The sequence below is a fragment of the Bradyrhizobium sp. ORS 278 genome, assembly GCF_000026145.1.
Classification (GTDB): Bacteria; Pseudomonadota; Alphaproteobacteria; order Rhizobiales; family Xanthobacteraceae; genus Bradyrhizobium.
The window spans coordinates 4,485,016-4,509,604 of record NC_009445.1 but is presented as its reverse complement, the minus strand read 5'-3'; the positions used below and the strand labels follow the sequence as shown (position 1 = coordinate 4,509,604).

27 protein-coding genes and 1 pseudogene are annotated in these 24,589 nt (G+C 64.1%); 20 read left to right on the top strand and 8 right to left on the bottom strand.

Annotated features, from left to right (window positions below; translation table 11 throughout):
* The first annotated feature begins 128 nt into the window (after window positions 1-128).
* The 8 genes from BRADO_RS20105 to BRADO_RS20070 all read left to right on the top strand — a co-directional run bounded on the left by BRADO_RS20105 (window position 129) and on the right by BRADO_RS20070 (window position 9,169).
* On the top strand, window positions 129-1,277 hold the full coding sequence (locus tag BRADO_RS20105; RefSeq protein ID WP_011927181.1) for a thiolase domain-containing protein: 1,149 nt from the start codon (window positions 129-131) through the stop codon (window positions 1,275-1,277).
* On the top strand, window positions 1,277-1,666 hold the full coding sequence (locus BRADO_RS20100) for a Zn-ribbon domain-containing OB-fold protein (protein ID WP_011927180.1): 390 nt from the start codon (window positions 1,277-1,279) through the stop codon (window positions 1,664-1,666). Before BRADO_RS20105 ends, BRADO_RS20100 begins: the two co-directional genes overlap by 1 nt.
* A 250-nt stretch (window positions 1,667-1,916) precedes the next feature.
* Window positions 1,917-2,777, top strand: a complete 861-nt coding sequence (locus BRADO_RS20095) for a MaoC/PaaZ C-terminal domain-containing protein (protein ID WP_011927179.1) — start codon at window positions 1,917-1,919, stop codon at window positions 2,775-2,777.
* Between the two features lie 202 nt (window positions 2,778-2,979).
* Window positions 2,980-3,858 carry an SDR family oxidoreductase gene (locus tag BRADO_RS20090; protein WP_011927178.1) on the top strand — a complete coding sequence of 293 codons (879 nt, stop codon included), beginning with the start codon at window positions 2,980-2,982 and terminating at the stop codon, window positions 3,856-3,858.
* Between the two features lie 157 nt (window positions 3,859-4,015).
* On the top strand, window positions 4,016-4,969 hold the full coding sequence (locus tag BRADO_RS20085; protein WP_011927177.1) for a dihydrodipicolinate synthase family protein: 954 nt from the start codon (window positions 4,016-4,018) through the stop codon (window positions 4,967-4,969).
* A gap of 2 nt (window positions 4,970-4,971) precedes the next feature.
* Entirely contained in the window at window positions 4,972-5,775 is an 804-nt protein-coding gene (locus BRADO_RS20080) for an NUDIX hydrolase (RefSeq protein WP_011927176.1), read from the top strand.
* A 112-nt stretch (window positions 5,776-5,887) separates the two neighbouring features.
* A complete protein-coding gene (locus tag BRADO_RS20075) occupies window positions 5,888-8,569 on the top strand; it encodes a PAS domain-containing protein (protein ID WP_011927175.1) in 2,682 nt (893 codons plus the stop codon).
* 144 nt (window positions 8,570-8,713) lie between these two features.
* Complete coding sequence (locus tag BRADO_RS20070; protein ID WP_041757615.1) at window positions 8,714-9,169, top strand: hypothetical protein; 456 nt, start codon at window positions 8,714-8,716, stop codon at window positions 9,167-9,169.
* Window positions 9,170-9,181: 12 nt separating this feature from the next.
* On the opposite strand, the gene BRADO_RS20065 is transcribed toward BRADO_RS20070, so the two are convergent.
* Window positions 9,182-9,565: a VOC family protein gene (locus tag BRADO_RS20065; RefSeq protein ID WP_011927173.1), complete on the bottom strand. Its 384-nt coding sequence runs from the start codon at window positions 9,563-9,565 to the stop codon at window positions 9,182-9,184.
* A gap of 219 nt (window positions 9,566-9,784) precedes the next feature.
* On the opposite strand from BRADO_RS20065, the gene BRADO_RS20060 reads away from it, so the two are divergent.
* From BRADO_RS20060 to BRADO_RS20045, 4 genes are all read left to right on the top strand, one after another.
* Window positions 9,785-10,486, top strand: coding sequence for a hypothetical protein (locus BRADO_RS20060; RefSeq protein ID WP_173363509.1), 702 nt, complete (start codon window positions 9,785-9,787; stop codon window positions 10,484-10,486).
* Between the two features lie 117 nt (window positions 10,487-10,603).
* Window positions 10,604-11,080: a hypothetical protein gene (locus BRADO_RS20055; protein ID WP_011927171.1), complete on the top strand. Its 477-nt coding sequence runs from the start codon at window positions 10,604-10,606 to the stop codon at window positions 11,078-11,080.
* A gap of 160 nt (window positions 11,081-11,240) precedes the next feature.
* Window positions 11,241-11,654 carry a DUF3775 domain-containing protein gene (locus BRADO_RS20050; RefSeq protein WP_011927170.1) on the top strand — a complete coding sequence of 138 codons (414 nt, stop codon included), beginning with the start codon at window positions 11,241-11,243 and terminating at the stop codon, window positions 11,652-11,654.
* A gap of 49 nt (window positions 11,655-11,703) precedes the next feature.
* Complete coding sequence (locus BRADO_RS20045; protein ID WP_011927169.1) at window positions 11,704-12,150, top strand: host attachment protein; 447 nt, start codon at window positions 11,704-11,706, stop codon at window positions 12,148-12,150.
* A gap of 56 nt (window positions 12,151-12,206) precedes the next feature.
* Here the strand turns inward: BRADO_RS20045 and BRADO_RS20040 are convergent, their stop codons facing one another.
* Complete coding sequence (locus BRADO_RS20040) at window positions 12,207-12,413, bottom strand: hypothetical protein (protein WP_011927168.1); 207 nt, start codon at window positions 12,411-12,413, stop codon at window positions 12,207-12,209.
* Between the two features lie 140 nt (window positions 12,414-12,553).
* Window positions 12,554-12,736, bottom strand: a complete 183-nt coding sequence (locus BRADO_RS20035) for a hypothetical protein (RefSeq protein ID WP_011927167.1) — start codon at window positions 12,734-12,736, stop codon at window positions 12,554-12,556.
* 397 nt (window positions 12,737-13,133) lie between these two features.
* On the opposite strand from BRADO_RS20035, the gene BRADO_RS36020 reads away from it, so the two are divergent.
* Complete coding sequence (locus BRADO_RS36020; protein ID WP_083794924.1) at window positions 13,134-13,373, top strand: hypothetical protein; 240 nt, start codon at window positions 13,134-13,136, stop codon at window positions 13,371-13,373.
* Window positions 13,374-13,439: 66 nt separating this feature from the next.
* Here BRADO_RS36020 and BRADO_RS20030 read toward each other — a convergent pair whose 3' ends face one another.
* The 3 genes and pseudogenes from BRADO_RS20030 to BRADO_RS34195 form a co-directional block, all read right to left on the bottom strand.
* The gene (locus BRADO_RS20030) at window positions 13,440-13,661 is read right to left on the bottom strand and encodes a hypothetical protein (RefSeq protein WP_011927165.1); all 222 of its coding nucleotides are present in this window, start codon (window positions 13,659-13,661) and stop codon (window positions 13,440-13,442) included.
* 125 nt (window positions 13,662-13,786) lie between these two features.
* On the bottom strand, window positions 13,787-14,974 hold the full coding sequence (locus BRADO_RS20025) for an acyltransferase (protein ID WP_011927164.1): 1,188 nt from the start codon (window positions 14,972-14,974) through the stop codon (window positions 13,787-13,789).
* Window positions 14,975-15,443: 469 nt separating this feature from the next.
* Window positions 15,444-15,901 (bottom strand): annotated as a pseudogene (locus BRADO_RS34195) (IS5 family transposase); the annotation flags it as partial.
* A 603-nt stretch (window positions 15,902-16,504) separates the two neighbouring features.
* Between BRADO_RS34195 and BRADO_RS20015 the strand changes: the two are divergent.
* Together BRADO_RS20015 and BRADO_RS20010 are read left to right on the top strand one after the other, a co-directional pair.
* Window positions 16,505-16,711, top strand: a complete 207-nt coding sequence (locus BRADO_RS20015) for a hypothetical protein (RefSeq protein WP_011927162.1) — start codon at window positions 16,505-16,507, stop codon at window positions 16,709-16,711.
* Window positions 16,712-16,741: 30 nt separating this feature from the next.
* The gene (locus BRADO_RS20010; RefSeq protein ID WP_011927161.1) at window positions 16,742-17,680 is read left to right on the top strand and encodes a TauD/TfdA family dioxygenase; all 939 of its coding nucleotides are present in this window, start codon (window positions 16,742-16,744) and stop codon (window positions 17,678-17,680) included.
* Between the two features lie 38 nt (window positions 17,681-17,718).
* On the opposite strand, the gene BRADO_RS20005 is transcribed toward BRADO_RS20010, so the two are convergent.
* Window positions 17,719-18,000: a hypothetical protein gene (locus BRADO_RS20005; protein WP_011927160.1), complete on the bottom strand. Its 282-nt coding sequence runs from the start codon at window positions 17,998-18,000 to the stop codon at window positions 17,719-17,721.
* Between the two features lie 384 nt (window positions 18,001-18,384).
* Between BRADO_RS20005 and BRADO_RS19995 the strand changes: the two genes are divergently transcribed.
* From BRADO_RS19995 to BRADO_RS19975, 5 genes are all read left to right on the top strand, one after another.
* On the top strand, window positions 18,385-19,230 hold the full coding sequence (locus tag BRADO_RS19995) for a CmcJ/NvfI family oxidoreductase (protein WP_011927158.1): 846 nt from the start codon (window positions 18,385-18,387) through the stop codon (window positions 19,228-19,230).
* A 152-nt stretch (window positions 19,231-19,382) separates the two neighbouring features.
* The gene (locus BRADO_RS19990; protein ID WP_041756750.1) at window positions 19,383-20,507 is read left to right on the top strand and encodes a methionine ABC transporter ATP-binding protein; all 1,125 of its coding nucleotides are present in this window, start codon (window positions 19,383-19,385) and stop codon (window positions 20,505-20,507) included.
* Window positions 20,497-21,162: a methionine ABC transporter permease gene (locus BRADO_RS19985; protein ID WP_011927156.1), complete on the top strand. Its 666-nt coding sequence runs from the start codon at window positions 20,497-20,499 to the stop codon at window positions 21,160-21,162. Before BRADO_RS19990 ends, BRADO_RS19985 begins: the two co-directional genes overlap by 11 nt.
* Window positions 21,163-21,183: 21 nt before the next feature.
* Complete coding sequence (locus tag BRADO_RS19980) at window positions 21,184-21,996, top strand: class II aldolase/adducin family protein (RefSeq protein ID WP_256374628.1); 813 nt, start codon at window positions 21,184-21,186, stop codon at window positions 21,994-21,996.
* A gap of 258 nt (window positions 21,997-22,254) precedes the next feature.
* Window positions 22,255-23,031 (top strand): MetQ/NlpA family ABC transporter substrate-binding protein, encoded by a 777-nt coding sequence (locus BRADO_RS19975; protein WP_011927154.1) that lies wholly within the window; start codon window positions 22,255-22,257, stop codon window positions 23,029-23,031.
* On the opposite strand, the gene BRADO_RS19970 is transcribed toward BRADO_RS19975, so the two are convergent.
* Window positions 23,013-24,437 carry an FAD/NAD(P)-binding protein gene (locus tag BRADO_RS19970; protein WP_041756748.1) on the bottom strand — a complete coding sequence of 475 codons (1,425 nt, stop codon included), beginning with the start codon at window positions 24,435-24,437 and terminating at the stop codon, window positions 23,013-23,015. The genes BRADO_RS19975 and BRADO_RS19970 overlap by 19 nt on opposite strands.
* Window positions 24,438-24,589 lie beyond the last annotated feature (152 nt).

Genomic DNA, 24,589 nt, shown 5'->3' with positions numbered 1-24,589 from the left:
CTTAGTGCGAGGTGGCACCGGTGGCCATCTCCACCCTGCGGAATATTTTCCGCGCTTGCCAAGCCACCTGCAACGGTCCAGAAAATCTCCAACCATCGGGCTGGAAACGACGACAAGCGGAGACGGAGTTGACCATCAAGGGCAAGGCCTACATTGCCGGGATCTACGAGCATCCGACTCGGCACGCACCGGACAAATCGACCGCGCAGCTGCATGCCGAGGTTGCCAAGGGCGCGCTGGAGGATGCCGGGCTGAGTGCCAAGGATGTCGACGGCTATTTCTGCGCCGGTGATGCGCCGGGCGGCGCCTGGCCGATGGTCGATTATCTCGGGCTGAAGGTGCGGCACATCGACTCCACCGAGACCGGTGGCTGCTCCTATCTGATCCATGTCGGCCATGCCGCCGAGGCCATCGCCGCGGGCAAGTGCTCGATCGCGCTGATCACGCTCGCCGGCAAGCCGCGCACCGGTCCGATGCCGCCGCGCGCGGCGGGAACCGAGGCCGATTTCGAAGCCGCCTACGGCGCCACCACCCACAACGCCTACGGCATGTGCGCCATGCGCCACATGCACGACTACGGCACCACCTCGGAGCAACTCGCCTGGATCAAGGTCGCGGCCTCGCATCATGCGCAGTACAATCCGCATGCGATGCTGAAGGAGGTGGTGACGGTCGAGGACGTCATCAACTCACCGATGATCTCCGATCCGCTGCACCGCATGGATTGCTGCGTCGTCACCGACGGCGGCGGCGCGCTGATCGTCACGACGCCGGAGATCGCCAAGAGCCTGAAGAAGCCGCTGGTGCGGCTGATCGGCCATGGCGAGGCGATGAAGGGCCCGCGCGGCGGCAAGGATCTCGACCTGACTTACTCGGCCGGCGTGTGGTCCGGCCCGCGCGCCTTCGAGGAAGCGGGGATCACGCCGAAGGACATCAAATACGCCTCGATCTATGACAGCTTCACCATCACCGTGCTGATGCAGCTCGAGGATCTCGGCTTCTGCAAGAAAGGCGAGGGCGGCAAGTTCGTCAGCGATGGCAACCTCATCTCCGGTGTCGGCAAGCTGCCGTTCAACACCGATGGCGGCGGCCTGTGCAGCAACCATCCCGTCAACCGCGGCGGCATGACCAAGGTGATCGAGGCCGTGCGCCAGTTGCGTGGCGAAGCCCATCCCAAGGTGCAGGTGCCGAACTGCGATCTTGCGATTGCTCACGGCACCGGTGGCCTGCTCGGCGTGCGCCACGCCGCCTCGACCTGCATTCTGGAGCGCGTCTGATGTCTGAAGCCAAGAAACTGCCGGCCCCGATCACCAATCCCGAGACCAAGCCGTTCTGGGACGCCGCCGCCGAGGGCAAGTTCCTGATCAAGCGCTGCACGTCGTGTGGCGAGGCGCACTACTTCCCGCGCTCGATCTGCCCGTTCTGCTTCTCCGACCAGACGGTGTGGGAGCAGAGCACGGGCGAGGGCGAGATCTACACGTTCTCGATCATGCGCAAGTCGCCGACAGGACCGTATGCGATCGGGTACGTGACGTTGAAAGAGGGGCCGTCGCTGCAGACCAATTTCGTCGATTGTGATTTCGATGCGTTGAAGATCGGCCAAAAGGTGAAGGTGGTGTTCAAGCCGACCGACGGCGCGCCGCTGCCGTTCTTCACGCCGGTGTAGGCGGGGGCGCACATGCCGCCGCGCGTCATTGCGAGCGCAGCGAAGCAATCCAGGGTGATTTCCACGACTCTGGATTGTTTCGTCGCTTCGCTCCTCGCAAAGACGATAGTGGCTCGAGCTGTGAGCCCGATGAAAAGTGCGTAGGGTGGGCAAAGGCGCGGAGCGCCGTGCCCACCGTGGTCGTTGCTAAGAAGACGGTGGGCACGCTCGCTTTGCCCACCCTACGAAGAAAGAAATTGGGGGAGGCGACATGCCGGTCAACTACGATGAGCTGATGGCGATGAAGGCGATCGGGCAGCCCTATGCCTACACCGATCGCGACGTGATGCTGTACGCCTACGGCATCGGCATGGGCGCCGATCCGATGGATGAGCGCGAGCTTGCCTTCGTCAACGAGGCCACGGCCGAGCCGCGGCTGCTGAAGGTGGTGCCGACCTTTGCGTCGGTCGCGGCGTGGGGCGCGGGCCCCGGCGACATGAAGCTCAACCGCGTGCTCGTGGTCGATGGCGAGCGCGACATCACCTTTCACAAGCCGCTCGCGATCGCTGCGAAGATCACCGCGGACTCCTCCGTCCTCGCCGTGTCCGACAAGGGCAAGGACAAGGGCGCCGTGATCCGCCACCAGACCATCCTGCGTGACGAGAGCGGCGCGCCGCTGGCGACCCTCGTCGCTTCGCGCTTCGCCCGCGGCGACGGCGGCTTCGGCGGTCCGGCCAGTGGCATCCCCGATCCGCATCCGGTGCCGTCACGCGCGCCGGACCGCAGCGTCGACATTTCGACGCGTCCCGATCAGGCGCTGATCTACCGCCTCTGCGGCGACCGCAACCCGCTGCACTCCGATCCCGAATTCGCCCGCCGCGCCGGCTTTGTCAGGCCGATCCTGCACGGCATGTGCACCTACGGCCTGACCTGCCGCGCCGTGCTGCAGACCTATGCGGACTACGACGCGTCGGCGTTCAAGCAGCATGCCGCACGGTTCTCCTCGCCGGTGTTTCCGGGCGAGACTGTCACGGTCGATCTGTGGAAGGACGGCGATGTGATCTCGTTCGAGGCGCGGGTGAAGGACCGCAACATTACCGTCATCAAGAACGGCAAGACGGTGCTCAGTTAGTAAGGTGGCCACTGGCCGTCGGCTCCCTCTCCCCGTTCTTTACGGGGAGAGGGTGGGGTGAGGGGCGGCCACGCCCACCGGACTCGCGGAGAGTCCCCCTCACCCGGATTGCATCTTCGATGCAATCCGACCTCTCCCCGCACGCGGGGAGAGGTGAACAAACGGCAGCGGGGCTGCAACCGTAAAGCGCAGGAGGACACCCATGGGACTACTTGATAGCAAGGTGGCGCTGATCACCGGCGCAGGTGGTGGCCTCGGCGAGGCCTACGCAAAACTGTTCGCGCGCGAGGGCGCGGCGGTGGTGGTCAATGATCTCGGCGGCCCGCGTGATGGCTCCGGCTCCGATCTGTCGATGGCCGAGCAGGTGGTCGCCGCCATCAAGGCCAAGGGCGGCCGGGCGGTTGCCAATGGCGCCGACATCTCGACCATGGCCGGCGGTCAGTCGGTGTTCGACGATGCCATCCGGCATTTCGGCCGCGCCGACATCCTGGTTAACAATGCCGGCATCCTGCGCGACCAGACCTTCGCCAAGTCGAGCGAGGCCGACTGGGACAAGATCATCCAGGTGCACCTCAAGGGCACCTTCTGCTGCACGCTGCCGGTGTTCCGCTGGATGCGCGACAATGGCGGCGGCGTCATCGTCAACACCTCGTCGACATCGGGCCTGATCGGCAATTTCGGCCAATCGAACTACGGCGCGGCGAAGGGCGGTATCTGGGGCCTGTCCAACGTGCTGGCGATCGAGGGCCGCAAGTACAACATCCGCGTCTGGACCCTGGCGCCGGGCGCGCTGACCAGGATGACCGCCGACCTGCCGCGCTACAAGGAGAACCCGGGCGCGGCGCTGACGCCGGAGGGCATCGCGCCGGCCGTGCTCTACATGGTCAGCCACCTCTCCGGCGACCAGACCGGCAAGGTGCTCGGCGTCTCCGGGCCGCGCGGCGTGCGCGAGTTGCGCATGATGGAAATGGACGGCTGGAAGCCGCCGTCCTCGTCCTGGAAAGCGGAGGACATCGCTGAACATGCAGGGGAGATATTCTTTTCGGAGGACGAGATTCGAAAGTCCGCGCGGCGGTTTTGATGTATGTCTGGCGCCGATCCGGACCGCCCGCCCAAACTCGGAGAGCGAGGCGAAAGACAGGTTCCGGAATCCAGAACGATGATCGGCCGTACGCGAGTCCGCGCCTGCGCCGGGCAGCGCCTTCCGAAACGAGGCCAGAGAGATTGGAGACCAGACGATGAAGCTCACCGCCGCCGCCAAGGGCACCTTCGCGATCGCGCCGACGCCGTTCCACGATGACGGCCGCATCGACGAAACCTCGATCGACCGCCTGGTCGATTTCTATGCCGAGGCAGGCTGCGACGGCATCACCGTGCTGGGCATCATGGGCGAGGCGCCGAAGCTGGACGCGGCTGAGTCCGCCGAGGTGGCGATCCGCTTCGTCAAGCGCGCGAAGACCATGCAGATCATCGTCGGCGTGTCATCGCCGGGCTTCGCCACCATGCGCGCGCTGGCCCGCGCCACGATGGATGCGGGCGCCGCCGGCGTCATGATCGCGCCGCCGCCGAGCCTGCGCACCGACGACCAGATCACCGGCTATTTCAAGCAGGCTCAGGAGGCGATCGGCGAGGACATTCCCTGGGTGCTGCAGGACTATCCGCTGACCCAGCAGGTCCAGTTCACGCCGGCCGTCATCCGCAAGATCGTCATGGACAGCCCGTCCTGCGTGATGCTCAAGCACGAGGACTGGCCCGGCCTGGAGAAGATCTCGGCGCTGCGCGGCTTCCAGAAGGACGGCTCGCTCAAGCCGCTGTCGATCCTGTGCGGCAATGGCGGCCTGTTCCTCGATTTCGAGATGGAGCGCGGCGCCGACGGCGCGATGACCGGCTACGCTTTTCCGGAGATGCTGGTCGACGTCGTCAAGCTGTCGCAGGCCGGCAAGCGCGATGCCGCGCATGACCTGTTCGACGCGCATCTGCCGCTGGTGCGCTACGAGCAGCAGCCGGGGGCAGGGCTCGCCGTGCGCAAATACGTGCTGCAGAAGCGCGGCGCGATCGCCTCCGCCGCGCAGCGCAAGCCGGCGTCCGCCATCAGCGCCGCGGCCAAGGCCGAGGTCGACTATCTGCTGTCGCGCGTCGCCCGCTACGACGCCCGTGCCAACCTGCAACCCCGGGCCACTGCCGCGGAGTAACCATGACTGAGGCTGCCGCCGTTCGTCCCGCCTCGACCGTGCTGCTGCTGCGCGACAGCGCGGCCACTCGCGAGATCGAGGTATTCATGATGGTGCGTCACCATCAGATCGAGTTCAACTCGGGCGCCCTGGTGTTTCCGGGCGGCAGCGTGGACAAGGATGATCAGGAGATCGCCGGCACTCCCGAACTCTATGCCGGTGGCCAGGGTCTCGACGCCGAGGCGCTCGGCTTCCGGATTGCCGGCGTCCGCGAGACCTTCGAGGAGAGCGGCATCCTGCTGGCGCGCCGCAAGGGCGCGGTGGCGTTGATCGAGGCCGAGGCAGCCCGTCAGATAGAGGCGGCGCATCGCCTTGCGCTGTGCGAGAGCAAGATCAGCTTCCGCGAAGTCATCGAGAGGCATGGCCTCGTGCTGGCGCTGGATGCGCTTGTGCCTTATGCGCACTGGATCACGCCCGAGGGCATGCCGAAGCGCTTCGACACCTGGTTCTTCCTGGCGGCCGCGCCGCCGGATCAGCTCGGTGCCCATGATGGCCGGGAGTCGACCGACTCGATCTGGGTGTCGCCGCGCGAGGCGCTCGCAGGCGGCGACGACGGCCGCTTCAAGCTGCCGTTCCCGACCACCCGGAACCTGATCCGGCTCGGCAAGCAGCCGGCGGTGGCCGATGCTCTTGCCGCGGCGCGTGTCATGGATATCGTGACGGTGATGCCGGTCATGACCAAGACCGCCGACGGCGGTCGCGAACTGCGCATTCCGCGCGAAGCCGGTTATGATGGGGAAGTGTTCGCGTTCGGTGCGGCAGGTTAACCGCACACGTCATTTTTCGTCTGGCCGTGATGCCCAGATGCCCATTGTTCCTGATTTGTTCTAGTTGCCGCGTGGCGGCTCGTATATACTGCGGTTCCGACAATCGGATCCCATGAGTAAAAACGTTGATTTCGGCTTGGCCTGTGATCGTCTCCGATCTCTCACGATCGGGCGGATGATCTTTGGCAGTTTTTTGCTGCTGCTGGCCGTCATCACCGCGACCAGCATGGCGAGCGTGATCGCCATCCGCCACATCGATTCGACCTTTGCCGAGCTGCAGCGGCTGCAGGGCGTCGGCGATCTCGCCGAGGAGATCGATCAGCGCATGAACGAGCTGCGGCTCGCGGCGCGCGATTTCGTCACCGATCCCGCCTCGCGCTCCGATCGTGTGATGGAGGCTGCGACCGAGCTGAGCGCGCTGCTGAAGAAGACGCGGCTGCAGCTGGCGCCGGAGCAGCAGGCGACCATCGACGGCGTCTCGCAGCGGTTGACGAACTACCGCGAAGGCATCGGCCGGATCAGTGCGTTGATCGCACTGCGCGCCGAGCTGCTCTCCGTTCTGCCGGCGGCGCGCGAGGGGTTTGAAGCGGCGATCGCCGGTGTCACCGATCGCGGCACTGCGCGGGCCCTGTTCCAGGTGCAGAACCAGGTCGGAGCGGCGCTGCTGGCGCGTGATCCGGCCGGTGCCGAGCAGGCGGCCCGCAGCATGCGTGCGCTGCCGATCGAGGATGCGACGTTGCGCAAGGCTGTGGACCGCTATGCCGAGGCGATCATCGAGATCTCCGGCACCGAGGACGAGATCGGCCGGCTCGACAAGGAGGTGCTCGGCATCGAGGGCCGGCTGATCGGCCGCGTCACCGAGCTGTTGCGGGCGCTCAGCGCCAGCCAGGGCAAGGTGCTGTCGCGCGACTTCGCGCGCACGCTCGCGGAAACGAAATGGCAGAGCATCCTCTTCGGCACGTCAGGCGTGCTGATCGGCATCTTTGCCGCGTGGTTCGTGGTACGCCGGACGGTGAAGCCGCTGGCCTCGATCGCGCGCTCGATCCGCGCGCTGGCCGCCGGCGAGAAGGCGGCCTCGATCCCGCAGACCGACGTCCAGAACGAGATCGGCGACATCGCGCGCGCCGCCGAAGTGTTCCGGCAGACGCTGCAGGATGCCGATGCCGCGCGCGAGGCGGCGGTGCGCGCGCTCGCCGAGCAGCGGCTCGCCGAGGAGAGCTATCGCAAGCTGTTCGAAGCCTCGATTGACGGCATCTATGTGACCACGCCGAGCGGCCTCGTGCTCAATGCCAATCCGGCGTTGGCGCGCATCATGGGCTACGAGTCTCCGAGCGAACTGATCCAGAGCGTCAACGACATCGCCGACACGATCTATGTGCATCCGCTGGCGCGCGAGCGCTACCAGCGGCTGATGCGGCGCGACGGCATGGTCCGCGAGTTCGAATACCAGGTGCGCCGGCGCAATGGCGAGATTCGCTGGCTCTCGGACAGCGCCACTGTGGTGCGTGACGAGAGCGGCGAGGTCGTGCGCTACGAAGGCGTCGTTCGCGACATCACCGACCAGAAGCGCGCGGAAGATGCGATCGCCGAAGGACGGCGCCTGCTGCAGCAGGTCATCGACACCGTGCCAGCCGTGATCAACGTCAAGGATCGCGAGCTGCGCTACGTGCTGATGAACCGCTACATGGCCGGAATCTTCAACGTCGAGCCTGAGGATGCGCTGGGGCGCACCACGGGCGAGCTGATGTCGCGCTATGGCGCAAGCAAGACCGACGGCAACGACAAGCGCGTGCTGGCGACCAAGGCCGGCCTCGGCTTCTACGAGGAAGAATACCTGGATTCCTGCAACGTCATGCGCCAGTGGCTCGTCAACAAGCTGCCGCTGCTCGATGCCGACGGCGAGGTCGACAAGATCGTCACCGTGGCGCTCGATATCGGCGAGCGCAAGAAGAGCGAGCACGAGATGCGCAAGGCCAAGGAGGCAGCCGAGACGGCGCTCCGGAACCTGCGCGAGACTCAGGCCTCGTTGATCGAGGCGGAGAAGCTCGCGGCGCTCGGACGCATGGTCGCGGGCGTTGCGCACGAGGTCAACAACCCCGTCGGCATCAGCCTGACGGTGGCATCCGCTCTCGAGCGCAAGACCGAGCGCTTCAGCGAAGCGGTCACGCGCGGCGAGCTTCGGAAATCGAGCCTCAATGAGTTCATCGAGACCAGCCGCAATGCTGCCGCTCAACTGGTCGCCAACCTCAACCGCGCGGCCGAGCTGATCCAGTCGTTCAAGCAGGTCGCGGCGGACCGCAACTACTCCGACCAGCGCAGCTTCGATCTCGCCGATCTCACCGAGCAGGTGGTGATGAGTTTGCGCCCGGGCGTGCGCAGACAGAACCTGACGGTCAATGTCGACTGTCAGCCCAATCTGCTGATGAACAGCTATCCCGGCCCTTACGGCCAGGTCCTGACCAATCTGTTCCTCAATGCCGTCGCCCATGCGTTTCCGGACGGCCGCGGCGGCACGATCGAGATCAAGGCGCGCGAGTCCGGGCGCGACAATGTCGAGATCATCTTTTCCGACAATGGCTGCGGCATGTCGCTCGATGTCCGCCGCCGCGCTTTCGATCCGTTCTTCACGACGCGGCGCGACCAGGGCGGCACGGGGCTCGGGCTGCACATCGTCTACAACATCGTCACCAACAGGCTCGGCGGCCGGCTCGATCTCGAGTCGGAGCCCGGCGCGGGCACGCGTGTTCAGATCATTCTGCCGCGCACGGCGCCGCTGGAGCAGGCGGCCGAGTAGTCACGATCGCGCTTTCGCGATCGGCGCGGCGCAACTACGTCGATCCCCGGATTGACTCTCACGAAGCTGCGATCGAATCAAAATCTGGCCCGGTTGATGCATCATCATTGGCGCACCCTGGAGTGGTGCAGGAGCCAGATGGAAATGAGCAAATGGATCGTGTCACGCGGCCATGCGCCGCATCGCGCTGAGTGTTCGGTTGTCAGTCACACCGCTTCAAGGCGGCAGCAGTCTGGACGCTGGAAGCCTCCCATTCAGATGACGGGCGCGGCACTGCTGATCGCGCTCGCCGCGCCGCCCGCACAGGCGCGTGACCGTGGTCAGTGGGCGAACTCATCGCCCGACATCAAGGCTTGGTTCGACGGATTGCGCAGCGGCAAGGGCCCATGCTGCTCCGATGCCGACGGCAGCGCCGTAAGCGATGTCGATTGGGAGAGCAAGGGCGGCCACTATCGGGTCCGTATTGAGGGCGAGTGGTTCGACGTTCCGGATGACGCCGTGATCACCGAGCCCAACCGCGTCGGCCGCGCCATGGTCTGGCCGATGCGCGGTTATCAGGGTCTCTCGATCCGCTGCTTCATGCCGGGCAGCATGACGTAGGCGGGACCGCGCTCAGGTGTATTTCTTGTCGCGCTCGAGGAGCTCGATCGAGATGCCCTCGGGCCCGCGGATGAAGCAGATGCGCACACCGGGGCGGATCGTCGTCGGCTCGGTCGTGAAGGTGACGCCCTTGGCCTTCAGCTCGGCCGCCACGGCGTCGATGTCCTTCACGCTGAGGCCGAAATGATCGAGGCCCTGGTGTGGCGTCACCGGCGGCGCATGGACGCCGTCGCCAGGCTCGACCTTGGCGATGAACACGCTCGCGCCGCCGAGCTTGACGTCGATGCGGCCGGGATTGCGGACGATCTCGCCGCCGAGAACGTCCTGGAGCCAGGTCGCGGTGGCGTCCGGGTCCGGGCTGCGCAGATGGATGTGGTCCCAGGTGACTTGCAGCATCGTCGAGATCTTTCGAACAGTGAACCGCCAGGGCAGCGGCCGCGTTTGGGCTAGGTCGGCAACAAAGCGCCTGTTTACTGGCTCGCCGGCGGCTACGCCAGTGTGGCTCTGCCGATATCCGGGCCTGCCCTCCAATTGTCGGCTTTGCATGACACACGATGAACATTCGTCAATCGTAGCCCCAAACGCCTCGCCGGGCAGCCGATGGTGCAGACAGCAATGAGCGCGGCTCTCTCTCGTGTATTGAGACGAAAGCTCGGCACGAGGGCGTCACCAGCCGCAAGCCGGCGCGGCGGCGTGCAAATTCCGCTCGAAATCGGATTGCTGGGACTGCTGGCGCTCGCGCTGATCATGTCGGGCGTGGTCGCGTGGCTGGTGCTGTCCATGGACGACGCCGACACGGCCGACGGCAATCTCGCGCAGCTCGTCATGAGCCATGAGCGCCCGCAATATGCGGGTGACGAGGATGGGACAGGTCCTTTGCGCGGCTTTCCGCCTGTCGTTCCGGCCATGCCAGAGAGTTCCAGCGTGGCCCCGGCTTCGCTGGGCGCCGCGCACAGTCCGATGGACGCCAATGCGAGCCTGAGGTCGGTGGCGCAGCCCGAGCGGCCCGCGGCCGTCAATTCGGACGTGTTGTCCGGTCTGCGGATCAGCTCCCAGTCGTGGCGGCGGGGCGGTCTGGGGTCGAAGGCTCTTGTCACCTTCACGCTGCGGAACACGAACGATTTCGCCGTCAAGGACGTCGAAATCAGCTGTGCCTTTAACCGGCGCGACGGCGGCCATGTCACCGACCGCCGCCGCATTGTTCCGGGAGAGGTGCGGTCGCAAAGCCGCAAGACCTTCGCCGCAGTCCATGTCGGATTTGTCAACGTTAATGTCAGCACGGCCAAATGCGCGCTGGTTGCAGCGACGAAAATCTAATTATGTCGCGCTAGTTTCCGTTGGTCGTTGAACCTGATCGGTTGACCCGGGAACATACTGTCATGGCCTCCGTTAAGGTGGATGGTCGGCTCGATCGAGCCGACGGAGCGGTGAATTATGCCTATCTTGCGTTACTTTTTGTGTGTCGGCGGTGCTTTGTTCGCCCTGCTGGTCCTCGCTGACGCCGTCCTTCCCAGCGTACCGCTCCCGGCGAATATCACCTCGGCTTCTGATCTGCCCGCGGTCCGCATCAAATCCAGCCGCCAGTGGCCTGAGCGCATTGTCATGGATACCTCGATCCCGGCGCCGACGCCGGTGACCGTGGCGAAGGCCGAGCAACCTGCGCCCATCTCGGGCGAGCCCAACCGGTCCAACCCGCGCGAGGCTTTCGCACAGATGCATGCCGCCGACACAAAGCGCGAGACGATCGCTGCGGCAGCGGTTGAGGGTCCCCGTGCAGCGACGAAGATGTCAGAGAGCGGCAGCAAGCCCGCAGACAGCAGGAAGCGGAAAGCCGCGAAGGCTCACCCTGGCAAGCCCATGATCCTGGTCGCGCAGCAGCCTCATTTCGGCGGATTCTTCTCGACCTGGTAACAACGCCATGTTCATGGCAGCGCTGATCGCCCGCAGCTGAGAGCGGCCCTTTGCGCCGTCGGACTGCCTTGATCTTGCGCAAAGTGCGCTCCCTTCAGAGCGCCTAGCGTCACCTCGATGGGACAAAGGTGCATTCCCCTTGGCCCCAGGGAGACGCAAAATGACGACCAGCCCGCCCAACCTGTCCATCTCGCCGGAGAAGGTGGCCTTCGTCGTGACGAAGGCTCATCAATATGAGATGGAAGCCGCCGAGCCGGATCTGCTCGCAGATCTGACGGACGACGATTCGGCGCCGGGGACTGGCGGGCGCGGTCACAGCACCGACCGCTCTGAACTCGTCAGCTTCATCAAAGGTCTCAATGTCGACGAACAGATCGACCTCGTCGCGTTGACATGGCTCGGCCGTGGCGATGGCTCGCTCGAGAATTGGGATGAGCTTCGCGCGCAGGCCGCTCAGGCCCATAACAATCGCACGGCCACTTATCTGATTGAGACGCCGATGCTCGGCGACTATCTGGAGGAGGCGCTGTCGGCGTTCGGTCTGTCGCTGGAAGATTTCGAAGAAAGCCTCTAGGGCTTGGCTCGCGTCGCCCCAAGGGCCCGCGCTATGACGGAGTAGGCTCATGGACAAGATGAAGGTCGGAACGGGCGACTGGGTGGTTGTTTGCGACGGGCGCAAGGCGCTGATCCTGGAGAATATCGGCGACAGCATGTTTCCGAACCTTCACACCAAGGAGGTCCACGAGCAGGACAACGACCGGACGAGCGCGCAGGGGACCGATGCGCCCGGCTCGGTACATCAGTCGTTCGGTCATGCTCGCAGCTCCGTGGAGCAGACCGATTGGCATGATCAGGCCGAGCGCGCCTTCCTCAAGCAGATCGCGGACCGGCTTCATCATGCTGTCCTTGCCGGTGAGACCAAAGCCTTGACGATGGTGGCGTCGCCAAGAGCGCTCGGCATGATTCGAGCTGATTATTCCGAAGCCGTGCGCAAGGCCATTCATGGCGAGGTCCAAAAGGACCTGGTCAAGCTGCCGGTCTACGAGATCGAGAAGCAGCTATTGGCGTGAGCGATCAGGTCCACAGCGACCTTCTCTTGGCAATGGCCTCGCCGGTGGTTATCGGGTCAGCCGCTGCGAGACAATTCAGATCTCTCCAATAGCGGCGGCTCGTCTTCCGTTGCAGGGACCAGGCTCGCGTCCGGATGCGCCGCCTTCTCGACGATCTCGTAGCCACAATCGTCAAGCCAAGCGATGAGCCGGTCGGCCATGGCGTAGTCCCAGGTCGGATATGAGCGGGCGATCGCTTGGCGGGGTGTGAGCTTGCGAGACATGCGTTGTCCTTGATCCCGTGACGTTCAATGGCGCTCGGTCATGCTTTGCCTGTTGAACCCCCGGAGAGGTGGCTCGTTCCTGCGACCGCTAAATCTCATGCATCATTTGGCGTCGATCAGCGCACTCGAACTGCTCATCGTCATGCGTCGACCACCTCCGCATGCAACTCGCGCGTGACAGCCTTGGCAGCCAGCTCCTGCCTCTTTTTGACGATTTCATACCCGCAGTGATCAAGCCATGCGATCAATCGATCGGACATGGCAAAATCCCAACTGGGGTAGGATCTCGCGATAACTTCGCGTGGCGTGAATTTTCGAGCCATGATGTTGCCCTGGTGAGCGCTTCACCCCGGTCCATCCGAAACTGTTGTCGCTTCGTGGTGGAAATCAGTTCTTTTTGTTACGTTTGATGTGAAGAGGTGACGTTCACCGTGCCATCGTGTCCAGCCCCGCCATCCGACGTACTATGATTCACATATTTTCGCCGTACCGAACTTTGGCAGATTTCCATATTTGGTTGTGGCTTTGTCATGTAGAGAACAAGGCCGATCTGTGACGGCCTGCGCGGTGTTTCGTCACATGCAACTGGCAGACTTCCCAGCCCGAATGAGGCGCCCTCGAATCGGAGACGTCTTATGTTTTTGCTGGAACGGTCCGAGCACTTTGTGCTTGCCGATAATGCGAGGGAATGAGCCGACCGGCTGACCTTGGAGCAGATCGATGAGGCTGATGTTTCTTGCCGCGGTGTTGATGGGCCTTGCGGCAGAAGGGACGACTGCGATCGCGAACGAGTCCTGTGGTCCCGGATGCCATGTCGCGCGCAACGGCGGCTGCGTCGTAGACGGCTGGGAGACTGGGTCCCCGGTTTGGAATGAATGCCCGGCAGGGACTAGGCCCAGGCCTCCTTGTGGGGCCGGATACAGATGGAGCCGCCAAGCCAGGGCTTGTATCATCAGGTGAATGATCCGGCCCAGGGAATGCGGGCTGGTCGGGGCGCTTCAGGCCTGCCTCCAGGTGCGCCCCGATTTACGCCCCCGCGACTGACCACGCAGGTTCAGCGGTGCCGATGTCGAGCGTGAATAGGCGCTGGTTCTCGACATCGTCGGAAGAGGCAAGAACCTTTTTAAGAAGCCCGATGACGGCGGTCGCGCGCGCCTGCTGATCACTGTCGTCGTAGCAGGTGGCAGCCAGAATCGATCCGTTGGCCTCGCACATCGCCGTGATCTGAACAATCATCGCTTCATCCATGCCTTTCCAATGCGGCGGACAATGCAGTGATCGTCTTAAATTCGTGCAAAATGTTCCGAATAATTTCTCGGTATCATAGTGCGTGATGCACTGTGTTTGACATCGCCTATTTTAGGCTTCTGGTCTCAACCGGCTTTGGCCTGCATGACGTCGCGAGGTGCGCTTGTACCGAAGGCTTGGCGAATTTTGGCCCGCGCGGGAGCCTCGATCAGGACGTATGTGATCCAAGCGACTGCAGTGATGATCGCAACGAACAGGGCAAGCCGCAGGAGGAGTTCAATGACATTCGGCTCGTCGGGCTTGCCGATCATGGCAAGCCGGATCAGGAAAGGATGTAGCAGGTAGATCGAATAGCTGCATTCGCCGCCGAGAATGATGGGACGGGACGACAGCCAGCGAGCATGACCGTAATGGCTGGCGGCGACGAAGAGGATCGAGAAGCCAACGATCTCGATCAGCCTGACCGCGAGTTCGATCGAAAATGACCAGCCCGGTGGCCGCGGCTGCGCGAACAGCAGAACCGGGGCGCAGGCCAGGCTCGCGAGAGACAGCCAGAACAGCGCCGTAACACTGTAGCGGTCGGCCGCGCTGTGTTCGGCGAGTGCCCGGTTTTGATGGATCATCGCCGCAAAGCAACCAACCAGAAACTCTGCTACGTGCAGATAGGGCGCATAATAGGTGAGCCACTGCATGCCGTTATGTTGAAGGCTCGGCGCGAGCACTCGAAGCGTAGCGTCGCCGAACGTGAAGAATGCCAGGATGGCGAGCGCGAACGCCAGGATGTTCAAGGCCGCGAGCAAGATGATCGTCGCGAGTCGCTCGACGCCTGCCAAGAGGACACAGATTAATGGAAAGAGCAGGTAGAAGAACAACTCGACGCTGATCGACCATAGGTGCGTCAATGACGGAACCACGGCCACAAGCATCGTGCCGTTCAAAACCGGAAACCAAGCCTGCGTCATCGTGAGAATGAAGCCGAGCGAGGGAGCGGACAGCCCGCGAGCGATCGAGAGGTAGGCGACGATAGCCACCACCAGGGCAGCGTACATCGGATAGAGGCGGGCGAAGCGGGCGATTGCGAATTCCCGAAGGGCGCCTCTGATGGAAGGCCCTTGAAACCGATGCGCATCATTCAGCCAGAGGACGAACCCGCTCAACACGAAGAACATGGTCATGCCGATGCTGCTGACCTGCGCAATCAGCTCTGCAGGCCAACCGCGACCCAGCGAGGGAGCGCCGTGTCCCACTGCCACCGTCGCTGCGGCGATGAAGCTCAGCCCGGTCAACGACCCGATGAAACGTTGATCACTCACGAAAGACGGAATCCTGCCTTTGGGCGGCCGAGGCAGCCTGCTTGTTCTCGTCGTCGCGTTGTAGAAACACTTGCGTCCGCAGCCGATTCGAGAGCGGCAGCCGGAAAGCGTGTGTGGCCGGACATGTCGCGCTTGCAAATCGACACTTGGCCGTGGGGATCGGCGGCGCAGGCCCTCGTCCTTGATCAATCAAGGATGCTAGCTAACTGTTAGATCTTCGCACGGGGCGGGGGTGGAGCGGCGGACCGCCTTGGCGGCTGCCGAGGGTGCTTCTTCTCTGAGCTAGAACCGCAGGGGTGTCGTCCGGGATGGTAATTGCCGCTTCGTTTTTGCCGGCCTCTTGATAGAGAAGGTGACATTTCCGTCAGGCATGCTGCTTCCTCTTTGCTGCGCGTTTCGTGCCTTTCGGTCGTGTTGCAACCGTATTCTTGCCTCCCCGCGGCTTCACACCCCCGGGTGGTGGCCTCCCCGCAACAATATCTGCGTCCTGGCCCGGAGTGAGATGAAATGCGCAAGGCCTGCAGTCGGGATCGCTCAGCGCGTGGATTTTCGTGGTCCGTCCGCCGCGCGAGCGGCCGATCGCCTGTTCATACTCCCCCCTTTTCCGCCGCTTGCCGAGCGATGTGCCTTGATCGAGGTGGGGTCGATGGACAAGGTCACTCCGTCCTCGCTGCAGCGGGCGAGCGCTTCAAAGATCGCCTGCCAATGTCCGCGCTTGGCCCAGCGGTTGAACCGATTGTAGACCGTCGTGTAGGGGCCATAGTCTGGCGGGCAATCGCGCCAACGCGCTCCGCACTGAAGCATATGTACGATGCCGCTGATGATGCGCCGATCGTCGTCGCGCGCCGGGCCTGTTTGGTTCGTTGGAAGATGCGGCTCGACACGAGCCCACTGCCTATCGCTCAGCCAGAACAGTCCTTTGCGCATCGAATTCCCCTGAGCCGAATCATTTCGGTCCAACAGAATCAGAATGCATCAATTAGGTACAGACCCTATGACGACGTCGCCGCGATCCATCTGGTCGCGCCGGATGGCGTGACGCTGTTCAGCAAGAAGGTCAGGAACCACACGCTCGGCGTGACCGGGATAAATGCAAGCTTCGCCGACGTCTATCTCGACAAATAGACGTCCAGATCCACTTGTCGCCTCGTTCCTGCTTCATGCGGCTCGGAGGCGATCAGGCACAGACGCGACTTCGTCGCAATCCGAACTGGCAGCTCGATCAGCGACAATTTGCTTCGGCATGTCCGGTTCTGAAACAAACGATGCGCGGGCTCGCGATCTTTGAAGTTCCATTTCATTGACCGCACGCGGGCCTGCGACGATATTCACCGCCATCCTCCTTCAACCACGGATCGCCAGATGAGAACCCGAACCGCAGCCCGTTGCCTGGTGCGCAAGCGCCTCGCCGGACGCTGCTTCTCGGCGGCGACCGGGGCCTGTTGCTGATCGCTGCAGCCGAATTCACCTCATTCATCGATTTGCAGATCCGACAGGAGCGCCGCTGTGCAAGGCGGCGAATGATCACCCATGCCGACAGCCTTTGTCATCGAAGTCTTCAACCGCACCGCGGGCATCGTCACGGCCGACGAACGCGGCTTCAGCTTTTTTTCGTCCGAGCGCGCGTTCGACAGCCTGGAAGGGCAATCCTTCACATCGGCACGCGACGCCGAACGCGCCGCTCGTGCGCTCGTGATCAGCGGTCGCGGACATCTGCGCCGCCGCGGCTCCCTTTAACACTTCCATCGCCATCGAAGGACATCACTCATGAGCTTCTATAGGGACTTCAACGACAAGCTCGCCATCCAGGCCTGGAACGGCCGGAAGCGCGAACCTTATGAGACGATCGAGGTCAGGCAACTCGGTCCGACCGTCGGCGCGGAGATCGGCGGGGTCGATCTTGCAAAGGATGTCTCCGAGGCGCAGTTCGCGGAGATCCACCGCGCGCTGGACGAAAACCTGGCGATCGTGTTCCGCGATCAGGACATCTCCAAGGAGGACCACAAGCGGTTCGCGCGGCGCTTCGGCAAGTCGCTGCACCGGCACGAGCTGGCGGCGACGCGTTTCCGTCATGATGGGCCGTTCGATCCGGAATTCCTGTCGTGGAAGACCGACGCCAATTCGCGCTTCACGGCCGGCGACGGCTGGCACCCTGATGTGTCCTGCGACCCGAGCCCGATCGCGGTCTCGCTGCTGCGGGTGACGAAGACCCCGCCGCTCGGCGGCGACACGGCGTTTGCCAACATGTATCTCGCCTATGAATTCCTGTCGGATCCGATCAAGCAGCTGCTCGACGGCTTGACCGCGATCCATGACGGATCATTGGCGTGGACGGCCGGCTATGGCGCCAAGCCCGACCCGGGGAAGACCTATCCGCAATCCGAGCATCCGGTGGTCGTGACCCATCCGCGCACCGGCCGCAAATTCCTTTACGTCAACGCGTCCTTCACGTCGCACATCGTGCAGCTGACGCGGCGGGAGAGCGACGCGCTGCTGCAGCTCCTGTTCCGCCATGTCGAAAGCCAGCTCGCGCTGCAGACGCGCGTGCAGTGGCGGCCCAACTCGCTGCTCGTCTGGGACAATTGGGCGAGCCAGCACCATGCGGTGTGGGACTACTATCCCGAGGAGCGCTGGGGCGAGCGGGTGTCCGTGGTGACCGGCGAGGTGCCGCAAGCGCGGCTCGATTTCAGCGAGGCCGCGGAGTAGGGCGCTTGTGCCGCGGCGGGCACGAGCTCTCCGCGGCGTCAGCCCGGGCCGAGATGAACCAGGAGCAGGCGGGAGATCGCCTCGCAGGCCAGCTCGTCGGCCCGATCGAGATAGATCGCCGCCTCGCCATGGTTCGCTTCGCGGAGCGCGAGCCGTTCCGCCTGCGCGGGACGCCTCAATCGGCAGAAGGCGTCGATCGCACGCAGCAAAGCCGGTGATCGCACCAGGCTCTGCGCCGTCACGTGATCCTTCGCGGCAAACACGAAGGCCGGACGCGGGCCTAGGTCGATGACGAAGACCTGCGGGGCTGCGGCTGACATTGGAAGTGTCGGATGGTGTCTGTTGGGCGTGAGTGCGATCTGTCGATGAATGTAGAAGGATGGCGAATGTCGTCAATGAAATGGGACAGGCGAATTTCAGGATGATCGTGCAACTATCTTCTGCTGAAGCAATCAGCGCTCGATTGCACGAGGACATGATGACCCGCAGGAGCTGGCCGCGGTCATGTCATGCCAGCCATGTCCTGGCGTCGGAGGTGGAGCCCGGAAGAATACCATGGTCGCGAGCCTCCTCCAGCAGGCAAGCTCCTTCTACGCGGGGCCGCCCCGGAAGCAGGAGCGTTGCTATTTCGGGCAGCTGCTTGTTCTGTCCGCCGACGCCGCCCAAGCTCCATGCAATCGCATGAAACTGCCCGGAGACATCCCATGAGCCTGGTCGAGAGAAAGATCGAAGCGCTTCCCTTCGTGCTCGCCGAGCTGAACTACCTCGCGCCCACCGCAACCAAGCCGCGGACCTACGCGTTCGACCCGCCGCCGGGCGAGCCGAAATCGACGGCGCTGCCTGAGCCGCACCGCGTGCCGGTGTTCGACGGCCGCCCGATCGCATCGTCGTTCTCGCTCGATCGCGAGGGCTTTGCGCTGGTGCGGCACCCGACTTTCGTGCGTGACTTCACCAACGAAAAGGAAGTCCGCTCCGTCTACTATCCGGCGGCGGAGGCTTTCATTCGGGCGACCTTGCGCGCCGATCGAGTCGTCATTTTCGATCACACGGTGCGCAAGCGTGTGCCCGGCGCCGCCGATGTCCGCGACGGCGGGCCTAGGCAGCCGGCGACGCGCGTCCATGTCGACCAGACCGTGACATCGGGCGCCAATCGGGTGCGCGAGCACCTCGGTGACGAGGCTGATGCGCTGCTGCGCGGGCGGGTTCAGGTGATCAATCTCTGGCGCCCGATCATCGGTCCGCTGCGCGACAGTCCGCTCGCGATGTGCGATGGCACCACCGTCGCGCCTGAGGATCTCGTCGCCTCCGACCTGATCTATCCGAACCGCAACGGCGAGACCTACTCGGTCACCTATAACCCAGCGCATCGCTGGTTCTATTTTCCGGACATGACGGTGGACGAGGCGCTGCTGCTGAAGTGCTACGATTCGGCGACCGACGGCCGCACCCGGTTCGGGCCGCATACCGCCTTCGTCGATCCGACCACGCCTGCGGATGCCGCGCCGCGCGAGAGCATCGAGCTGCGGACGCTGGTGTTTCACTACGACTGAGTATGCGCGAGGGAGCATGATGTTTCACGGTGCGCCATCAAACGAGAAGCTTTGTCCATGACTTCAGGCATTTCTGAAATTGCCTCGGGACCGATCGCAGGCGATGGTGAATTGAATGCGTGCGCTGCAGCACGTCAAGTCAAGGTCCCCTCATGAATGCCCACTCGTCCCTCGCTGTCGCCGAGCCGATCCGGCCAACGGAGCCGGTCGTGCCCGAAGCAGCCGTCGCGGCGCCAATGGTCCGCTTCGAGGCGCTCTCCAAGACCTATCCCGCCTATCGCGACAAGCCGGCCGTCGAAGCGCTCAAGGAGATCGATTTTGCCATCGCGCGCGGCTCGATCACTGGCGTCATCGGGCGCTCCGGCGCCGGCAAGTCGAGCCTGGTGCGGCTGATCAATGGGCTGGAGAAGCCGAGCACCGGCTGCGTCATTGTCGATGGGCGCGAAATCTCCGCGCTGAGCGGACAGCAGCTTCGGCTCGCGCAGCGCTCGATCGGAATGATCTTCCAGCACTTCAATCTGCTGTCCTCGCGCACCGCCGCCGACAACATCGCGCTGCCGCTCGAGATCGCCGGCTGGTCGAAGGCCGATATCCGAACGCGTGTCGGTGAGCTGCTCGAGCTGGTCGACATCGCCGACAAGCACGACCGCTATCCGTCGGAATTGTCCGGCGGGCAGAAGCAGCGCATCGGCATTGCGCGCGCGCTAGCCACGCGGCCGGACGTGCTGCTGTCGGACGAGGCGACCTCGGCGCTCGATCCGCAGACCACGCGCGCCATCCTCGACCTGCTCGCCAACATCAACCGCGAGCTCGGCGTCACCATCATCCTGATCACCCACGAGATGTCGGTGGTCCGCCAGCTCGCCAAGGAGGTCGTCGTGATCGATGACGGCCGCGTCGTCGAGCGCGGCCATGTCGCCGACATCTTCACCCATCCGAAGCATCCGACGACGCAGACCTTCCTGTCAGAGGTGCTCGGCGATGCCGTGCCGGTGTCGCTGGCGAGCCGCCTCGTGCAGGAGCCGTCATCGATCGGACAGGCGGTCATTCGCGTGCAGGTGCGCGGCACGGATGCCGGCGACACCCTGGTCGCACGGCTCGCCCGCGAGCTGTCAATCGACGTGGGGCTGTTGTCGGCGCGTATCGATGAGATCGGCGGCCAGCATGTCGGCTCGCTGATCCTCGGCATTCCCGGCGGCGAGGCCGCGGCGCGGCAGACGCTCGCTTATCTTACTCAGCATCGGTTCGCAGCGGAGCGTCTCGGCTATGTCGCCTGAACTCATCAACCTGATCGTCCAGGCCACCGGCGAGAGCCTCTTCATGGTGTCGACTGCGGCGCTGGTCGCGACCGCCCTCGGCCTGCCGCTCGGCGTCTTCCTGGCGACCAGCCGCACGGGTGAGTTGTTCGCGGCTCCCGCCGTGAACGCGGCGCTCGGGGTGGTCGTCAATGCCACGCGCTCGACGCCCTTCATCATCCTCGTCGTCGCGATCATCCCGTTCACGCGACTCGTCGCCGGCACCTCGATCGGCTCGGGCGCTGCGATCGTGCCGCTGACGGTGGCGGCGACCCCGTTCATCGCGCGGCTGGTCGAGGCGGCCATCCGCGAGGTCGATGCCGGCCTGATCGAGACCGCGTCCTCGTTCGGCGCGACGCCGCTGCAGATCGTGTTCAAGGTGCTGATTCCGGAAGCGCTGCCCGGCCTGGTGCTGGCGCTGACGCTCGCGGTGGTCAGCCTGCTCGGCTACTCCGCGATGGTCGGCGCCGTCGGCGGCGGCGGCCTCGGCGATCTCGGCATCCGCTATGGCTACCAGCGCTTCATGCCGGAGATGATGCTGGCCGTGGTGGTCGTGCTGATCGCGCTGGTGCAGACGGTGCAGACCATAGGCGATCATCTCGCGCGCCGGCTCAATCGCCGCTTGAGGCAGCGCTGAGCTGACGCAGACACGGATACAATCGTCGCAGCCGAGCAGGAGGAAACGACCATGAACGAGATCGTCGAACGACCCAGGAAGTTTGCGCTGGTCGAGCGCGCGCCCGCAGCCACCTTCGAGGAGGAGCGGCTGCACCGCAAGCAGCGCCTTGCGGCGACCTTCCGCCTGTTCGCGCGCTACGGCTTCGATCAGGGTCTGGCCGGCCACGTCACCGTGCGCGATCCGGAATTCCCGGACCGGTTCTGGATCAATCCGCTATCGACGCATTTCAGCCAGATCAAGGTCTCCGACCTGCAACTCGTCGATCACGACGGCAACATCCTGATCGGCAACAAGCCGATCAACCAGGCCGGCTTCGTCATTCATTCCGCGATCCACGCCGCCCATCCGCAGGTGATCGCTGCCGCGCATACGCATTCGACCTACGGCAAGGCGTTCTCCGCGCTGGGTCGACTGCTCGATCCGCTGACGCAGGATTCCTGCGCCTTCTACGGCGACCACGTGCTCTTCGATCCGTTCACCGGCGTGGTGCTCGATGCCGAAGAGGGCAAGAAGATCGCGGCCGCGCTCGGAGCCAAGAAGGCTGCGATCCTGCAGAACCACGGTCTGCTGACGGTGGGACCCACCATCGAGGCGACGGCCTGGTGGTACATCGCGATGGACAACGCCGCGCGGACGCAATTGCTGGCCGAGGCGGCCGGTCCCACCAAGCCCATCCCGCATGACATCGCGAAGCACACTTCGGGGCAGGTCGGCACCCACAAGGGCGGCTATTTCAGCTTCCAGCCGCTGTGGGACTGGATCACGGCGCAAGAGCCGGATCTGTTCAACTGAGTCGAACCCCCGTAGCCCGCATGAGCGCCAGCGACATGCGGGTTCTCCTCGGCAGCTCGTTTGATCCCGGATGTCGCTTCGCTCATCCGGGCTACCGGGAGGAGCATGAATCGCTCGGTAACTCGGAAAATAAAGAACGTTCGTACGCGAACAACAATAACGGCAGCTAGTCCATTGTTTTGTTCGCAGCTGCGATTGATCCTCCGCAGCGCCAGGGCTAGTCACCAACGGAACTCAATTGTTTGGTTGGAGACTTGAATGTTACGTCCCGTTGTTGCGCTTGCCGCGTTACTGTCCGTCGCGCTTCCCGCGCATGCCGAAACCATCCGCGTCGGTGTCACCGCCGGCCCGCATGCCGAGATCATCGATGTCGTGAAGAAGGTCGCCGCCGAGCGCGGACTCGACATCAAGGTCGTCGAGTTCACCGACTACGTGATCCCGAACCAGGCGCTGGCGCTGAAGGATCTCGAGGCGAACTCGTTCCAGCACGAGCCCTACCTGAAGAACCAGATCTCCAAGACCGGCTGGAAGATCGTCAAGGTCGCCACCACGATCGCCTCGCCGCAGGGCGTCTATTCGCAGAAGTACAAGACGCTCGCCGAGCTTCCTGAGGGGGCCAAGGTCGCGATCGCCAACGATCCGTCGAACGGGGCGCGCGGGCTGATGATCCTGGCGCTGCATGGCGTGATCAAGCTGAAGGATCCGGGCAATGTCGCCTCGACGGTCGCCGACATCACCGACAATCCCAAGAAGCTGAAATTTGTCGAGCTCGACGCCGCGCAACTGCCGCGCGCGCTGGCCGATGTCGATCTCGTCTCGATCAACAACAATTACGCGGTACAGGCCGGGCTCAATCCCGCCAAGGACGCGATCGCGCGCGAGAATGCCGAAGGGCCGTGGGTCAACATCCTCGCGGTGCGGGAGGAGGACAAGGACAAGCCGTGGGTCAAGCGGCTAATCGAGGCCTATCACTCCGAGCCGGTCAAGGCGTTCCTCGACACCCGTTTCAAGGGCACCTACATCGCGACCTGGTGATCCGGAGCGCCGGCGAGAGCCGGCGCATCGACCGGCAGCATGGTGATCGGGCGTGCCTGAAGCAGCCGGTTCGCAAGATCGGCGCATTGGCTCCGGATGTCGGGGATCGCAATGATCTCCCAGAACGCGGCCCGCGTCAGCGGGCCGATCGCGAACAGGCGCTGCGAGGGCGTGCCATCGGCGCCGACGATGGCGCAATCGGCCGTGACCTCGATGCCGATCCGCAAGGCGTCGCAGCGTGCCAGCCCCTGGTCGAACAGGCTGCGGACCGCGGGATTGGCGGTGGCGCGCGGATCCTTCACGATGCCCGTGCAGTCGATCACAGCCCCGACCTCGAGCGTCTCGATCTCGCTGCGGCCGCGCCGGCGATAATGCGCGCGGGCGCCCTGCGTGCCACCGTCGATCTTGACCAGCTTGGCGGCGGCGACGTGGAGCTGGCCGTCTTCGATCGCCTTGGTGATGCGCGCCTCGACCTCGGGCGCCATGCGGTGGCGATGCACGTCCCACCACGCCCGCGCATGCTCCAGGAAGCTGCGCTTGGACGCCGGCGGCAGGTCCTGCCACAGCCGGTGGCTGAACGGCCTGACGGCATCGATGACGGCGCGCCAGTCGCCGCCCTCGGCGATGTGGGCGGCGATCCGTTGCCGGAACCAGCGCAGCAGAACGCTGCCGCGCGCACCGAACGGAACTTCGTCCTCGCTGATCCTGCACGGGGCGATGCGGCGATGTCCCCTGGCCATCAGGCCGCGGCGCGAGATTGCGAGGATCGGGCCGCGATGGCCCTCGCGCAGCAGCGACAGCACGTAGTCCGCCATCGTCAGGCCGGCGCCGAGAATGAGCACCGCCGAGTCGCGGCTGAAGCCGGGTACGGACGGGTTGATCCAGGGATCGGCATGCCAGGCCGAGCGCGGAATCGCAGCGTCATGGCCGGTGGCTAACACCGCGACGTCGGCGAGCTGGCGCGTGCCGTTGGCGAGGCTGACGGTGACCCCATCGCGGCCTTCGCTGACCGCCACGCATTCGCCCTGGATGATAGCGAGCCGCTGTGCACCGTCCACCGTCGCAAGGTACGGCGCGATCAGGCTGGCGATGTAGTCGCCATAGAGGCGGCGAGGAACGAAGCAGAACGGATCGGGACAGAGCTGAAGGCCGTGCTCATGGCTCGAAAGCCAGCGCCAGAAATGGTCGGGATCATCCGGCAGCGCGCTCATGTTGGCTGCACGCACATTGAGCAGGTGATCGGCATTCCCGGTGTGATAGGCCAGCCCACGGCCGACCTCCGAACGCTTCTCGATCAAGGTGACGCGGATATCGGAGTCCGGGTGTTGCAGCAGCTGATAGGCGAGAAGAACGCCGGATGCGCCGCCGCCGACGATGATGATATGTCGTTCCGGAAAACGGCTCATGCAAAGATGCCTTTTCTCTCGCGCGCGGTCGATGCGTAACATTCATAATCTAGCACGTAAATCGGCGGCCGGATTCGGAAAGACGAATATTCTATTTGTTGGCGTGTTCCGGTCGACTTTGTTCCAATGAAGTCCAGATTGTTGTTCCGAGT